This is a genomic window from Gloeocapsa sp. DLM2.Bin57, from assembly GCA_007693955.1.
In the GTDB taxonomy this organism is placed as follows: Bacteria; Cyanobacteriota; Cyanobacteriia; order Cyanobacteriales; family Gloeocapsaceae; genus Gloeocapsa.
The window spans coordinates 13,450-28,039 of record RECR01000090.1 but is presented as its reverse complement, the minus strand read 5'-3'; the positions used below and the strand labels follow the sequence as shown (position 1 = coordinate 28,039).

The 14,590-nt window shown below is 37.8% G+C and carries 16 protein-coding genes; 8 read left to right on the top strand and 8 right to left on the bottom strand.

Annotation, left to right across the window (positions count from 1 at the left end; translation table 11 throughout):
* A partial coding sequence (locus EA365_12180) for an IS200/IS605 family transposase (protein TVQ43671.1) occupies nt 1–150 on the top strand: 150 nt, incomplete at its 5' end.
* A gap of 150 nt (nt 151–300) precedes the next feature.
* Nucleotides 301–1,221 carry a J domain-containing protein gene (locus EA365_12175; GenBank protein TVQ43670.1) on the top strand — a complete coding sequence of 307 codons (921 nt, stop codon included), beginning with the start codon at nt 301–303 and terminating at the stop codon, nt 1,219–1,221.
* Here the strand turns inward: EA365_12175 and EA365_12170 are convergent.
* The 4 genes from EA365_12170 to EA365_12155 all read right to left on the bottom strand — a co-directional run bounded on the left by EA365_12170 (nt 1,208) and on the right by EA365_12155 (nt 4,769).
* The gene (locus EA365_12170) at nt 1,208–2,119 is read right to left on the bottom strand and encodes a hypothetical protein (GenBank protein ID TVQ43669.1); all 912 of its coding nucleotides are present in this window, start codon (nt 2,117–2,119) and stop codon (nt 1,208–1,210) included. The genes EA365_12175 and EA365_12170 overlap by 14 nt on opposite strands.
* A complete protein-coding gene (locus tag EA365_12165) occupies nt 2,119–3,396 on the bottom strand; it encodes a histidine--tRNA ligase (protein TVQ43668.1) in 1,278 nt (425 codons plus the stop codon). Before EA365_12165 ends, EA365_12170 begins: the two co-directional genes overlap by 1 nt.
* A 76-nt stretch (nt 3,397–3,472) precedes the next feature.
* Nucleotides 3,473–4,129, bottom strand: coding sequence for a YdcF family protein (locus tag EA365_12160; GenBank protein TVQ43667.1), 657 nt, complete (start codon nt 4,127–4,129; stop codon nt 3,473–3,475).
* Complete coding sequence (locus EA365_12155; GenBank protein ID TVQ43666.1) at nt 4,122–4,769, bottom strand: hypothetical protein; 648 nt, start codon at nt 4,767–4,769, stop codon at nt 4,122–4,124. The genes EA365_12160 and EA365_12155 overlap by 8 nt, the downstream gene beginning before the upstream one ends.
* 64 nt (nt 4,770–4,833) lie before the next feature.
* Between EA365_12155 and EA365_12150 the strand changes: the two genes are divergently transcribed.
* Nucleotides 4,834–5,082 (top strand): hypothetical protein, encoded by a 249-nt coding sequence (locus tag EA365_12150; GenBank protein TVQ43665.1) that lies wholly within the window; start codon nt 4,834–4,836, stop codon nt 5,080–5,082.
* A gap of 2 nt (nt 5,083–5,084) precedes the next feature.
* Here EA365_12150 and EA365_12145 read toward each other — a convergent pair whose 3' ends face one another.
* Entirely contained in the window at nt 5,085–5,357 is a 273-nt protein-coding gene (locus tag EA365_12145; GenBank protein ID TVQ43664.1) for a DUF3143 domain-containing protein, read from the bottom strand.
* A gap of 423 nt (nt 5,358–5,780) precedes the next feature.
* On the opposite strand from EA365_12145, the gene EA365_12140 reads away from it, so the two are divergent.
* The 5 genes from EA365_12140 to EA365_12120 all read left to right on the top strand — a co-directional run bounded on the left by EA365_12140 (nt 5,781) and on the right by EA365_12120 (nt 11,309).
* Complete coding sequence (locus EA365_12140) at nt 5,781–6,455, top strand: PEP-CTERM sorting domain-containing protein (protein TVQ43663.1); 675 nt, start codon at nt 5,781–5,783, stop codon at nt 6,453–6,455.
* Nucleotides 6,456–6,721: 266 nt separating this feature from the next.
* Nucleotides 6,722–7,180, top strand: a complete 459-nt coding sequence (locus EA365_12135) for a 50S ribosomal protein L9 (protein TVQ43662.1) — start codon at nt 6,722–6,724, stop codon at nt 7,178–7,180.
* Nucleotides 7,181–7,335: 155 nt separating this feature from the next.
* A complete protein-coding gene (locus EA365_12130; GenBank protein TVQ43661.1) occupies nt 7,336–7,842 on the top strand; it encodes a hypothetical protein in 507 nt (168 codons plus the stop codon).
* A gap of 27 nt (nt 7,843–7,869) precedes the next feature.
* A complete protein-coding gene (clpB, locus tag EA365_12125; protein TVQ43660.1) occupies nt 7,870–10,536 on the top strand; it encodes an ATP-dependent chaperone ClpB in 2,667 nt (888 codons plus the stop codon).
* Between the two features lie 77 nt (nt 10,537–10,613).
* Nucleotides 10,614–11,309, top strand: a complete 696-nt coding sequence (locus EA365_12120) for an HAD family phosphatase (GenBank protein TVQ43659.1) — start codon at nt 10,614–10,616, stop codon at nt 11,307–11,309.
* 49 nt (nt 11,310–11,358) lie between these two features.
* On the opposite strand, the gene EA365_12115 is transcribed toward EA365_12120, so the two are convergent.
* The 3 genes from EA365_12115 to EA365_12105 are packed head-to-tail and all read right to left on the bottom strand — an operon-like array spanning nt 11,359 to nt 14,582.
* Nucleotides 11,359–13,344: a biosynthetic arginine decarboxylase gene (locus EA365_12115; GenBank protein ID TVQ43658.1), complete on the bottom strand. Its 1,986-nt coding sequence runs from the start codon at nt 13,342–13,344 to the stop codon at nt 11,359–11,361.
* Between the two features lie 3 nt (nt 13,345–13,347).
* Nucleotides 13,348–13,944, bottom strand: a complete 597-nt coding sequence (locus EA365_12110) for a pentapeptide repeat-containing protein (protein TVQ43657.1) — start codon at nt 13,942–13,944, stop codon at nt 13,348–13,350.
* Nucleotides 13,944–14,582: a hypothetical protein gene (locus EA365_12105; protein TVQ43656.1), complete on the bottom strand. Its 639-nt coding sequence runs from the start codon at nt 14,580–14,582 to the stop codon at nt 13,944–13,946. The genes EA365_12110 and EA365_12105 overlap by 1 nt, the downstream gene beginning before the upstream one ends.
* Between the last annotated feature and the right edge of the window lie 8 nt (nt 14,583–14,590).

Sequence of the window (14,590 nt, the reverse complement as noted above, 5' to 3'; positions counted from 1 at the left end):
AGTAGAAGGTTAAGACAAGAATTCCCTGAGATAGAGCAAAGCTACCATAAAGATGTATTTTGGAATGGTTCATATTTTGTGGCTAGTTGTGGTGGTGTTACTATTTCAACCCTTAAAACTTATATACAGAATCAAGATGAAATAAAATAAGGACGCGATTCATCTCACGCTTATTTGAGAAAATAAAGCTTGAGGCTTCTCGCGGTTAAGCTAAAAATAGTGGTAACCGAACCTGTAGCAGAGACTGTTTTTGTTAAGCTTAAATTATGATGGTATTGATTGTTGAGGAGATATGGGCAAATGGCTTCTACTAATTTCAAGGATTATTATGCTACTCTAGGAGTGAGTAAAACAGCTACTCCTGAAGAAATTAAAAAAACTTTTCGCAAATTAGCCCTCAAATACCATCCCGATCGCAATCCAGGAGATAAAGTAGCTGAAGCGCGTTTTAAAGAGATTAGCGAAGCTTACGAAATTCTCTCAGATGCAGAAAAACGTAGTAAATATGATAGATTCGGTCAATATTGGCAACAAGCAGAACAACCTAACTGGGGTAGTGGAACAACTCGCCCCAATGTTAGTTATGATGGTTTTGACTTCAGTCAATATGGTAGTTTTGATGACTTTATTAATGAGTTATTAGGCAAATTTGCCACTACTGGTACTTCTAGGAATCCCTATACTGACTTTAGCACTGGACAAGCACCTAGAAGCGAAACTGAAACTACTCTTCGTTTAACTTTTGCCGAAGCTTATCGAGGTGTCACCAAAAGGCTAAGATTAGGTAATCAAATCAAAGAAGTGCGCATTCCTGCGGGTGTAAAACCAGGTCAGCGTCTGCGTATCTCTCTACAGGGTTTATCGGTTTCTATCAACGTTGAATTAGAAGATCATCCTTTTTTCAAATTTGAGGGTAATAACTTAGTTTGTGAAGTTCCGATTACTCCTGATGAAGCGGTATTAGGTGCAAGTATTGATGTTCCTACTCCTGATGGAATGGTTCAATTAAAGATACCCCCTAATATTCGTTCTGGTCAATCTTTACGTCTGAAGGGAAAAGGTTGGTCCACAGCTAATCAAGCTAGAGGTGATCAACTAGTTAAAGTTCAAATTGTTATACCAGATAATCTCAGTACTCAAGAAAAAGAATATTATCAAAAACTCAAAGAGTTGCGCACTAGTAATCCACGTCGCAATCTAGCACAGTTTATTCTGAGTTAGCTAGTTGATTGAGACGTAACCAAAATCGCTTATCTAATTCTAAAGCTGCAAAGGCTTCCTGTAAATGCTCTGACTCTGTATTTTTAGGTAAATCAGGTAGTTCGATAGGTTTTTTACTGTTAAAATCGATTAATTTTAGTTTAGGATAACTAGAAGGTTCGAGTTGATACTGTAGCTGTTTGAATTTTTGCAAGAGTTGGGAGGGATGAGAGATAATTTTAAAGTCTTGAGTGGTTCTCATCCTTGATTCATTATAACTAACATCTAAATGTATTTGTCCTAAGATTAAACAACTGTTCCAATAAGGATTTATCTCTAGATTTAGCTCAAATTTTCCTGGTAAATAAGCTATATCTAAATCTTGTTGCTTTTGTACTAATCTTGTTCCTGTTTTCGGGTTATAGAGTTCATAAGTGAGAATAGCTTGCGAAAGATTAGTGGTGACTAGATCAATTTCACCAGATAATAACAATTCACCCCAAGCTGATTTAATTAAATTGTGTTCCGTTAAAATTAGTTCACAATAAGCTTGTTGCTGAGTTAAGGGAGAAACTTCTTCTGGATTGCTAATCCCAAAGCTTAAGTATTTTTGCCAATGATTTCCGCTTAATTCTGCTAACACATCAGCTTGACATCGCAATTGCAGTTGACCTGGGGTTAATTCTAGAAAAGGTGTGACTATCAACCAACCGTCAACAGGAGTGACTCTGAGATATTTCTGAGAGAGTTGTTCACCTTCTCTGGGTTGATAGTCTAAGCGAATTTCTATAGGGGTATGACTGAGATGAGTTTGGGCGAGAATACGATAACATCCCGTTAAGAAGTGACAATCTCTCGTTTGGACAGGAATTAATTGAGATGTATCCTTAGTTTCCAGAAAAAATTGCCACTCTTTCATCACTTATTTGCTGCTAATTGTTGAGTTAAATCGGGTATTTTAGCTAATAATTCGGCAATAGTTAAGGTTTCTTGGGTTTGGGTTTTCAACCATTTTAATTGCACTGTGTCCGTTTCTGCTTCGCTATCTCCTAAAATTAAACAAGCGATCGCCTCTTGACGACTAGCGCGTTTAAACTGTTTCGCAAAAGCACTACCACTGAGATCTAATTCTACTGTTAAGCCAAGATTGCGCAATTTTTGCGCTAAAATCAAGGCTTTGGCTTCAGCTTCACTTCCACGGGACACCAGATAAAAGTCTGGTTGTTTACTGGCAAGAGAGCGTTTTTGTTGTAATAATATTATCAACCTTTCTAGTCCAATTGCCCAACCTACCGCGGGAGTATCAGGTCCTCCTAATTCTTGCACTAATCCATCGTAACGTCCACCCCCACAAACAGTAGCTTGCGCACCTAAATCCTGAGATTGAATTTCAAAAGCGGTATGAGTATAATAATCTAAACCTCTCACTAAGCAGTGATTGAGTTCATAACCAATACCTAAATCGGTCAACAGTTGTTGTACCCGATCAAAATGTTCTCGGGATTGTTGACTTAAATAGTCAATGATTCTCGGTGCATTTTGAGCTATTTCTTGAGTTTTACTGTCTTTACTATCAAGAATTCTCAAAGGATTATTTAAGAGACGTACTTGTGAGTCTGAGTCTAATTCTTGTTGATAGGGGGTTAGATAATCTATTAAAGCTTGACGATATAAACTGCGATCTGCTAATGTTCCTACGGAATTAAGGGCTAAGTGTAGATTAACTAAACCAAGATTGCGCAATAAATCTGTAGCGATGGCGATCGCTTCTACATCTCCTCTGGGGTCATTTGTTCCGAGTAATTCTAACCCTATTTGGTGAAATTGTCGTTGACGTCCCGCTTGGGGACGTTCGTAGCGAAACATTGGACCTGTGTACCAGAGTCTTTGTACTCCACCACTACTATAAAGGTTATTTTCGATAAAAGCCCGAACCACTCCCGCTGTTCCTTCAGGACGTAGAGTTAAGGAACGATCGCCTTTATCTAGGAAAGTGTACATTTCTTTCCCCACCACATCTGTATTAGTACCGATTCCTCTTTCAAACAAGGAAGTTTGTTCAAAAATGGGTGAGCGAATTTCTTGATAACAAGCTTGGCTAAAGATTTGGCGCGCGGTTGTTTCTACCTCTTGCCAATAACCTACCTCTGTAGGTAAAATATCTTTTGTTCCTCGTATAGCTTTAATAATCGTCATTTCAGATAGATTCTTGTTTCCCCAAAGGTTATACCCTGTACCTTTTTTATAGAGTATATCATGATTGAAGGTCTAATTAGCTTAGTCTAGCGTATAAATAGGCGATCGCTTCTGGTATGATTGAACGTACACCCGCACTAGAAGTCCACCAAGTTTGAGGATCATAAAACTCAGGAGGATGAGCGATCGCCCCTACTTTCCATTCAGGTTGGAGAGTTTGACGATAAAGTAACCAACTTCTGCGCGTGTGTACATCCCAAGAATAAATATTAACACCTTTAATAGGTTCAGAATAGTTTAACAACCAATCTCTGACGGTTAAAGCTGCGCTTTGAGTACGGTTGATTGCTACTACTGGTGAAGGAATAGAGATAATCTTACTTTGCTCAAAACCTAACGCAACTAAGGTAGCTGCAGCTAAATCAGCAAAATTTTTATATTCACAGAGAAAATGACCCTTGATTAGGGGTGATCCTGTCGTAATGATTAATTGATAATTACCTCGATAAAATTCGGTGATCGCTCCGATCATCACATCATCACTTACCCAACCCTCTACTAATAAGATCTCAGCTTCTACTGGTTGTCTTGGCGCTAAAAAAGGGTGAATTTTCACAACCATTAACCCAGTAATTAAAACTAAAACTAATCCTACTACTAACCAACCTAAAGGAGTTAAACCCCATTGAGGTTGATAACTAAACAAACCCCAAAAGCTAGTTACTTCACACATTTTGTTGCTTAAGATAAGCAAATACAGATTTATCACCAATATCAGGGGGAATAGCTTGGGTTAATTTTCTGAGCACAAAGATCATAAATAGAATAGCCCAAAACCCCAACAAAATTTTCTCTACAGTCACGGATAAAACACCCACCAGATGACCTAACAATAATAAAGGAACAAGGGGAGTTAATAATTTGGTTTCTAAACGCGCAAAACAAAAACCCTCTTTGAAATAGATACCAGTTAAAGCAGCGAAACTAAAACCTATTCCTAACAAAGTCAGAGGATGATTGTACACGTAGAGAGCTAAAGACTCTGGACTAGTATAGATTAGCACAACACCTGTTAACGTTCCTATCAACCAAAATAATTGTAAAAGACGCTTCAGAGGTGCTAAATATACGTGGATAGTTACCAAACTGATACCTAACCCTAGAGAAAATAAACCAAATAGTGGAGTTAACCAACTCACGAACTTTGAACCAGTTAATAAGACAATCAGAGTGGCGATCGTTAAACAAACCGCTGCTAAACTCAACCCGAGACGATAGATAATGACTTCTAGGCGATCGCGTTGATTAATGGAAAATTCCCCGAATTGTCCTTGATAGACTTCTGATTCTCCAGTACTTTGATATACAACCATAATCTAGAGATTTAAATTAAGATCTTGTTATACTTACTTTATAATGTTTTCGCTGGATTTAGCCATGTGTATCTGTGTTAACTGTTACTTCGTTGACCGTTGCAACACCTATTATGCTGTTGAGACGCAACACCAACAACCACACTTAACCGAAACCCCCAATTTTGAACCACAAGAACCCACAATTAACGTCAATATTCGCACTCAAGACGATTATATCGAGATGGAATGGGATGTAGTCGGTTGTCAAAGCTTTTTAGAAGAAAAAGGAAAATGGGCAAAATTACGCCCAGGAGAAGCCATTCCTACTTAAGTCTAAGGACCTGAAAAAATAGCCTCTTCTACATCCTCTCTAGTCAAAGAATATTTAAAAGCTCTTTTAATCTCTGTGGGATTATTAACCGTTGGCGAATACTGTACCACTATTTCTTCGATATCTAAATAGATTTGAACTGACCAATTTAGTTGAGTCAGAGTCCAACGATTGAGTTCCTGAGAATCTTGTTCACAACCCATGTTCTCCAGCCATTTTTCAATTGCAAAGAGAGGATGATTATAGAGGGGGGTATCTGCACTAGGTAAAACCATAATAGCTAATTACTCATGATTGGATAAGGTTTACTGTTTTTATTTTATGGTAAGGTAATTTAAAATATTAAAAGTTACTTTTATATTGTTAAGTCTTGACTTTGCTACAGTTTAGTCTATTTTACGATTTTCTAGGCAATATTTACTCTTGTTGTTATCAGTTTGAGTCATAAAAATACTATAAGTTATACAAATACTGTCAAGTATCTAGTCTTTTTAAAGCAAGTATTTGAGACATAATTACAACTATTAAAACCCCATAAACTGCAAATTTAAAGAGTTTTTAAAGATTTTTATTTTGACTAGACAAAAAAGTAATTGTGTGTGAATATAGAGAAAAGAAAAAAGCAAAAAGAAACCCCTGAGTGACGAAAGCTACTCTAAAGGCTCCTTGCTAAAACACACTTATTCTCTGATCTTACCATGAAAACCAAAAATCGTCTAGCTACTTTATTAGCTGTTGCCACCGCCAGTACCGCTTCTGTTTTATTAGTTGCTCCTGCTCAAGCTATCGAAATTACCCCAGGAAGTAATATTGGTTTTACCTTTACAGATGGTAATTTTTTAGATCAAATCGGTCAACCTACCTTATCTATTGATATCAACACCCCTGGTAGAATTTCTTTTGCTACTGGTGATTTCGCTAGCATTTTTGATTTAAGTGCAGGAGATGAAGAGCCATCAAGCTTTAGCAATAATTTTGAGTTAACCCTATCAGGCTCTAATCCTGGTTCAGGAACTTCTAGTGATCCATGGAGATATCTAGTTAATCAGGAAGAAAGATTCCACTTTAACACTCCAGAAGGTATTTTAGAATTTGTGATTCCTGCAGGTACTAATTTTGTTGGGATTAGCAGTGGAACATCTGCTGAGTTAGAGTTGTGTGATGTTTGTTTTGGACAACCTTTTTGGAGACATAATGGTGATACAAGTCCTGCTACTTCCACACTTCAGCTAGGCGTATCTGGCTTAACTGCATCTTCTCAAGGCAGTGGTACTTCTGAGGTTGTTCCCGAACCAACTACTATTCTAGGAACTATGGTGGTGTTAGGTTTTGGTGGATTCTTAAAGAATCAGAAAAATAAACAAAACAACTAGTTTAACCAACTAAAAATCTCAAAAATTAAGTGCGATCGCTCTTTATCTTACGGGTAGCGATCGCCATTTTTTTAGGCTATAGCGCTACTTGACAAGGGAATAGGGAAGATGGGGAAGTAGGCAGGGTATAGTATATAGTAATAATAACACCGAACTCCTCCCTACTCTCTACGAACACCTAATTATCTTTCTCAAGCTAGAGCAAAATAAGTTATAATAGAGACTTTGTCTGATTAGACAAATCCATTAGGAGATAGATAATAGCCATGGCGAAAAAAATACAAGTTCTTTTAAACAAAGGCGTAAATAAACTAGGTAAAAGAGGAGATGTCGTAGAAGTAGCTCCAGGTTACGCACGTAACTATTTGATTCCTACAGGTTCTGCTATTGTAGCGACTCCTGGAGTACTTAGACAAGTTGAACAAAGACAAGAAAAAGAACGTCAACGTATTCTAGCAGAGAGACAAGCAGCCGAAGCCCGTAAAACCGCTTTAGAAACCATCGGACGTTTTGTGTTACGTAAGCAAATGGGTGAAAATGAAGCGATTTTTGGTACGGTTACTACCCAAGATGTAGCCGAATCCATTAAACAGATGACTAACCAAGAGGTAGAGAGACGTAATATTACTATCCCTGATATTAATAAAATCGGTTTCTATAAAGCAGAAGTTAAGTTACATCCTGAAGTTTCAGCAACCATTGAAATTCAAGTTGCTCCCCTTTAATCTGGGTTAACAACGGGCGCTTTTTTAAGCTTTGGTTGATGAGATAAATAATTGATTTTAGTATAGAACTGTTAAAATACTCTTAGATGATCTAGGGGTATTTTTTTAGTCTCGTGTAAAATGAGCTAGAGTGAAAGAAAAAACCTTTTGGGAAAATGACAGGGTCTCAATACCAACAATACTATAACACTGAAGCAGTACAAGAGATTTTACAAATAGCGATCGCCCGAAAAGGAGAACAAGGAGATTTATCTCGGGAACAACTCTGGGAAATCGCCGCAGAATTAGATATTCAACCAGAATATATTCAAGCTGCAGAACAAGACTGGTTAAATCGTCAACAGGTAAACCTCAAAAAACAAGAATTTGACCTCTATCGTAGAGAAGAACTCAAACAAAGTCTAGGTAAATATATTATAATCAATGGATTTTTAATCACCATTAATCTACTTAGTGGAGGTACATTATCATGGTCATTATATATAATACTATTTTGGGGAGCAGGAATATCCCTAAAAACCTGGAAAACCTTACAAACAAACGGTAAGATATACGAGCAAGAGTTTGAACGCTGGTATATTAGACAAGAAGTCAAGCGATCGCTAGGTAACTTCTGGCTTTGGACAAAAAAAACTTGGCAAGTATTAACTAGTGATGGATAACATAAATATAAACTTGTAAAAAAAAGAATGCAGCCAACAGATCCAAATAAATTTACAGAACAAGCTTGGGAAGCAATCGTTAAATCTCAAGACGTAGCGCGTTTATATAAAAATCAAAATCTAGAAGTAGAACACGTAGCCTTAGCACTAATCGAACAAACAGGACTATGTCCGAAAATACTTAACAAAGCTAACATAGATATACCTCGTTTAAAACAACAGCTAGAAACATTTACTAATAGACAAGGAAAATTACCAGGAATAGATCAACTCTATTTAGGACGTAGTCTAGATGTCATGTTAGATCGCGCCGAAGCTTGTCGAATTAGTTGGCAAGATGAATATATCTCAGTAGAACATTTATTAATAGCTTTCGCTGAAGATGAACGTATTGGTAAACGAACCTTACGCAATTTTAATACAGATCCTCAAGACCTAGAAACACACATCAAAGCAGTCAGAGGAACACAAAAAGTAACCCAAAAAAATCAAGAAGAACAATACGACGCACTAGGTAAATACGGTCGAGACTTGACCGAAGAAGCAAGAGCAGGTAAATTAGACCCAGTTATCGGTAGAGAAGAAGAAATCAGAAGAGTAATTCAGGTACTCTCACGTAGATCAAAAAATAACCCAGTACTAATCGGTGAACCAGGAGTAGGCAAAACAGCGATCGCCGAAGGATTAGCCCAACGTATCGTTAACGGAGACGTACCAGAATCACTCAAAAACCGTCAACTAATCTCCCTGGATATGGGAAGTCTGATCGCAGGGTCAAAATACCGCGGAGAATTTGAAAGTCGTCTCAAAAACGTCCTCAAAGAAGTCATCGAATCCGACGGACAAATAGTCTTATTTATAGATGAGTTACATACAGTAGTAGGTACAGGTTCAACTCAAGGAGCATTAGACGCAGGAAACCTCCTTAAACCCATGTTAGCCAGAGGAGAACTGCGCTGTATTGGTGCAACCACCCTCGATGAATATCGCAAACACATCGAAAAAGACGCAGCCCTAGAAAGACGATTTCAACAAGTATATGTCAAACAACCGAGTATAGAAGATACTATCTCCATTTTACGGGGACTAAAAGAAAAATACGAAGTTCACCACGGTGTCAAAATAACCGATTCAGCTTTAGTAGCAGCAGCAACACTATCCCAACGCTATATCACCGATAGATTTTTACCAGATAAGGCGATCGACCTAGTTGACGAAGCAGCAGCACAGTTGAAAATGGAAATCACCTCTAAACCAGTAGAATTAGAAGATATAGATCGCCGTTTAATGCAATTACAGATGGAGAAACTCTCCTTAGCAGGAGAAGAAAAACGTCTAGTAACCACCATAGATAGACCAGCGAAAGAACGTTTAGAACGCATAGAACAGGAAATAGCCACCCTAGAAGCCAAGCATAACAACCTAGACGCCCAATGGCAAGGAGAAAAACAACTCCTCGAAGCTATTAATAACCTCAAAGAAACAGAAGACCAACTTAGAGTTCAAGTGGAGCAAGCAGAAAGAGCATACGAACTCAATAAAGCAGCCCAATTAAAATATGGTAAACTAGCCAATCTACAAAGAGAAAGAGAAGCTAAAGAAGCAGAACTATTAGAACTACAATCTCAAGGATCAACCCTGTTAAGAGAAGAAGTCACCGAAGGAGATATCGCCGAAATAGTCGCTCGTTGGACAGGTATTCCCCTCAGTCGTCTCTTAGCTTCAGAAAAACAAAAATTACTAGAACTAGAAACTCATCTACACGAAAAAGTCATCGGACAACAAGAAGCAGTAGCCGCGGTAGCAGCGGCTATACGACGAGCTAGAGCAGGTATGAAAGACCCCGGTCGTCCCATCGGTTCTTTTCTGTTTATGGGTCCAACTGGAGTAGGTAAAACAGAATTAGCCAGAGCGATCGCCCAATTTCTCTTTGATAGCGAAGAAGCTTTAGTCAGAATCGATATGTCTGAGTATATGGAGAAACACGCAGTCTCCCGTTTAGTAGGTGCTCCCCCTGGTTACGTAGGTTACGAGGAAGGAGGACAACTATCAGAAGTGATTCGTCGTCGTCCCTATTCCGTTGTATTACTTGATGAAGTAGAGAAAGCACATAAAGACGTCTTTAATATCCTCCTGCAAGTACTCGATGACGGGAGAATCACCGACTCTCAAGGAAGACTAATCGATTTTCGGAACACCATTATTATTATGACTAGTAACCTCGGTAGCGAACATATCCTCAATTTGGCTGCTGATGACGAAGATTACGAAAAAATGAGGAAATTAGCCCTGTCTGCTTTAAGAACTCACTTTAGACCCGAATTTCTCAACCGTATCGATGATTTAATTATCTTCCATACCCTTAAACGAGAAGAATTGCGGGAAATTATTACCCTACAATTACAAAGAATTCAACGACTATTAGCAGAACAACAGCTACAATTCGAGTTATCAGAGCAAGCTAAAGATTATCTAGTTAACGTAGGTTATGACCCCAATTATGGCGCACGTCCCCTCAAAAGAGCAATACAACGAGAGTTAGAAAATCCCCTCGCTACTAAAATACTAGAGGATACTTTTACTCCAGGCGATCGCATTTGGGTAGATTGTGTAGATAATCAACTAGATTTTAAAACCTTACCAGTAATAAAAGTAGAGGAATCTAATGATATTGATTTAGTTAAAAATTCCTAACAATCATACATTAGGGCTCATTTCATTGGCCTGGGCGAAAAAATAATTAATTCTTCATTCTTCCCTTGATAAAATTTATGTTTTCAACCCTATTATTTGACCTTGATGGAACATTAGTTAATACCGATTCGGTTCACTTTTTAAGTTGGCAAAAAATCTTACGCCGCTACAATCTAAACATTGATATAGATTTCTTTAATCAGTATATTTCAGGTAAACATAATCCCGACATAGTCAAAACAATTCTCCCTCAATTATCATCAGCAGAAAGTCAAGCAATAATTAGAGAAAAAGAGGCTGATTATCGTAACTTAATCGCTGATAAAATTGAGCCATTACCTGGATTACATGAATTTTTAGCTTGGGCAAAATCTCTTAATTTTAAATTAGGTTTGGTTACTAATGCGCCGAGACTAAACGTTAATTTACTTATCAATTCTTTAGGTTTAAACGATACCTTTGATGTGATGATTATCGGAGAAGATTTACCCTTAACTAAACCCCATCCTTTCCCCTATCAAGAAGCTTTAAATCAATTAGGCGTAAATAACTCAGAAGCGTGCTCGCGCGGCGAAATCCTTCGGGTAGCGTTTGAAGACTCTCCCGCAGGTGTTATGTCAGCTGTAGGAGCGGGAATTACCACAGTAGGTGTTCTTTCCTCTCACTCCTCTGATACTCTACTTAAATTGGGTGTTAACTGGGTAATCGAAGACTTTCGAGATGCAAATTTAGAACGTTTAGGCTATAGTTGGAGGGGAAAAATTAAGAATTAGGAATTAGGCACTCTTAGTGACACCTAAAACCTAATACCGAACCCCACAACTAGGAAAGATAAGTATAACTTCTGAGACTATTCTCATAGTTTTCTAATAGTAATTGTGCTTCTGTAAGAGTTAAACGTTGTTCGCTGACGGCTTTTTCGGTACTATGACGTAAGGTTTCTACTAAATTTTCAGCGTCATATTGTACATAACTGAGCACTTCTTTAATGGTATCACCTTTGACTACGTGTTCTATCTGGTAACCTTTGGGTGTCATTTGAATATGAACAACGTTAATATCACCAAAGAGGTTATGGAGATTGCCCATAATTTCTTGATACGCTCCTACTAAAAACATACCGAGATAATAGTTATCTCCCTCTCCCTGAAAAGGATGTAATTCTAAGACGGGTTTAACATCCCAAAGGTCAATAAATTGGTCGATTTTACCATCACTATCACAAGTAAGATCTGCTAAGATACCTCTAGCGGTTGGTTGTTGGTTCAGTCGATGAATGGGCATAATCGGAAATAGTTGATCAATAGCCCAGGTATCGGGAGCAGATTGAAAGATAGAGAGGTTAATATAATAGATTGAGGCGAGATTTTTCTCTAAATCCTCTAAATCATCGGGTACGTATTCTTGAGTTTGAGTAATTTGACTAATACGTTGACAACAACTCCAATAAAGTTGCTCTGCTTTGGCTCTTTGTTGTAAGTTGAGATAACCAAAGTTAAATAGACTAATAGCTTCGTCTTTGAATTGAATCGCGTCGTTATAAGCTTCTTGATAGTTTTGCTCGTCTATTGATTGGTAAGTATCCCAAAGGTTGCGAATAATCAGATGTTCTTTTTCTTCTGGTGGTGTAGGTAAATGGGGGGAGACTTCTGAGGTAGCTAAAACGTCAAAAATTAGTACTGATTGATGAGAAGCGATCGCTCTACCACTTTCACTAACTATAATAGGTGCATCTACATTTCTTTGTTCGCAAGCTTCTTTAATTTCGGCGACAATATCGTTAGCATAGTTTTGCATATTATAGTTTTTCGAGGCGTGAAAGTTGGTTTTTGAACCGTCGTAATCTACCGCTAAACCTCCTCCTACGTCTAGATATTGCATATTTGCTCCTAAGTTGGCTAATTCTACGTAGATTTGGCTAGCTTCTCGGATAGCTGCTTTAATTACCCCAATCGCCGAAATTTGTGAGCCGATATGAAAGTGTAGCAGTTGCAGACAATTGAGCAACTCTGCTTGTTTGAGGGTATTTACTCCTTGAAGAATTTCTGGTACAGTTAAGCCAAATTTAGCGCGATCGCCTGTTGATCCTCCCCAACGTCCAATTCCTTTAGTACTCAGTTTAGCGCGCATTCCTACTATTGGCTCTATTTGTAATTTTTCCCTAATCTCAATGACTAAGTCTAATTCTTGGAGTTGTTCGATAATGATAATGACTTTATGACCGAGTTTTTTCGCCAACAGAGCGGTTTCGATGTATTCTTTATCTTTATAACCATTACAGATTAAGAGGGTATCCTGAGAGCTATCTAAGAGGGTTAGTGCGATCATTAATTCAGGTTTTGAACCCACTTCTAAGCCAAATTGATAGGCTTTACCGTAGTGTACTAATGACTCTACTATATGACGGTGTTGATTGCATTTGATGGGATAGACACCACGATAGAGGTTAGGATAATTATAACGGGCGATCGCTTTAGCGAAACAACTATTGAGTCTTTCAATGCGATCGGCTAGAATATCAGAGAAGCGTATTAAGATGGGTAATCCTATTTTGCGCTTACCTAAACCCTCTATTAACTGATATAAATCTAATGAGCCACCGCGATCACCTTTGGGTGATACTGTGATATTTCCTGCGGAGTTAATAGCAAAATATGGCTCACCCCATCCTGCTATTCTATATAATTTCTCACTATCTTCGATTGTCCACTTTTGTGCTTCTTGTACAACCTGTTCTAATTCTTGAGCATTAGCGACCATTTTTACTACCTCCCTGCAGAAAATTTTCTCAAACCTTGATGATAACATTTATTAACGGTTAGATCCTCGTAGATTAGCGGTTGTTAAATCAACTCGATTGAGATTAGTTTTGCGTAAGTTTGTCCAGCGTAAATCTGTGTGATTAAGTATGGCATAATCTAGATTAACATCTACTAAATAAGCGCTATTGAGATGAGCTTCTGTTAGATTAGCCCCTGTTAAAATAGCTTGATATAAATAAGCATTTAATAACTCGGCTTGATGTAAATTAGCTTTAGTTAAATCTGCTTGGATTAAGTTAGCTTTAATTAAATTAGTTTCACTTAAATTAGCTCTAATTAGTTTAGTTTGACTCAATTCAGCTTCTCTGAGATTAGCTTGTCTGAGGTTAGCGGCGATTAAATTAGCTCCGCTTAAATCAGCGTAATGTAAGTTAGCTTGTCTTAAATCTGTTCCCATTAAATAACTTTCGGTTAAGATAGCATTACTCAAATTAGCACCAATTAAATTAGCATTACTTAAGTCAGCTTTACTCAGATTAGTGCAGGATAAATTAACCTGACTAAGATTAATATTACTGAGATTAACTCCAGCTAAATCCAGTTGACTTAGATCTTTTTGAGTAAGCAAATGATTTAAGTTGATCACTATTGTTGTGCTCCCTGAGACTCTATCCTTCCTGGTAAATTTTCTAAAGCTACTAAAACAGCGCTAGCTGCTGCCATAATATCCCTTTCTTGACCACCTAGATACAATCTACCAAAACTACCGACGGAATTTATCTGTAAAATATTAATTAAGGCTGCTTTTTCAGCTTCATTAGCTGCTATAGACGCATAAGCTGCGGGTTGAACCTCTAAAACATAGAGAGTTTCTCCCGCTAAAATCATTTGTCCACGACGATTGCGGTTAATTAATTGTGCTTGGTTAGCGTCTATATTACGAATAATTTGACTAGAAACAACTTGAGGTTTAAGACAGTCTTTTTGAGTAACTCCTAAAAAATCTAAGATAGCTCTTCCTGCTGCTTTAGTTTCTCCTTGTTTGCTAGAATGTATCTCTAGAAGTCCGTAAAGACGTTCCACAAATAATACTCCTGGACGAACCACGGCTGATTTAAGTGCTATATCAGTGATACGATTAATTTCAATACCAGGAGAAACTTCTATCCAAAGGGAGGCATCCCCTGGTAAAGGTAAAAATCCTAATGCGACTGTACCAATATAAGCTGCGTGTTGTGGTTGCAAGTTATCTAGATAGACATAACTACGCAATTCGACTCCCAATGTTATTA

Coding starts and splice junctions, on each gene's coding strand:
- EA365_12140 (TVQ43663.1), top strand. CDS start 5,781: ATGAAAACCAAAAATCGTCTAGCTACTTTATTAGCTGTTGCCACCGCC.
- clpB (TVQ43660.1), top strand. CDS start 7,870: ATGCAGCCAACAGATCCAAATAAATTTACAGAACAAGCTTGGGAAGCA.
- EA365_12135 (TVQ43662.1), top strand. CDS start 6,722: ATGGCGAAAAAAATACAAGTTCTTTTAAACAAAGGCGTAAATAAACTA.
- EA365_12175 (TVQ43670.1), top strand. CDS start 301: ATGGCTTCTACTAATTTCAAGGATTATTATGCTACTCTAGGAGTGAGT.
- EA365_12160 (TVQ43667.1), bottom strand. CDS start 4,129: ATGTGTGAAGTAACTAGCTTTTGGGGTTTGTTTAGTTATCAACCTCAA.
- EA365_12155 (TVQ43666.1), bottom strand. CDS start 4,769: ATGGTTGTATATCAAAGTACTGGAGAATCAGAAGTCTATCAAGGACAA.
- EA365_12170 (TVQ43669.1), bottom strand. CDS start 2,119: ATGAAAGAGTGGCAATTTTTTCTGGAAACTAAGGATACATCTCAATTA.
- EA365_12115 (TVQ43658.1), bottom strand. CDS start 13,344: ATGTTATCATCAAGGTTTGAGAAAATTTTCTGCAGGGAGGTAGTAAAA.
- EA365_12120 (TVQ43659.1), top strand. CDS start 10,614: ATGTTTTCAACCCTATTATTTGACCTTGATGGAACATTAGTTAATACC.
- EA365_12130 (TVQ43661.1), top strand. CDS start 7,336: ATGACAGGGTCTCAATACCAACAATACTATAACACTGAAGCAGTACAA.
- EA365_12150 (TVQ43665.1), top strand. CDS start 4,834: ATGTGTATCTGTGTTAACTGTTACTTCGTTGACCGTTGCAACACCTAT.
- EA365_12165 (TVQ43668.1), bottom strand. CDS start 3,396: ATGACGATTATTAAAGCTATACGAGGAACAAAAGATATTTTACCTACA.
- EA365_12145 (TVQ43664.1), bottom strand. CDS start 5,357: ATGGTTTTACCTAGTGCAGATACCCCCCTCTATAATCATCCTCTCTTT.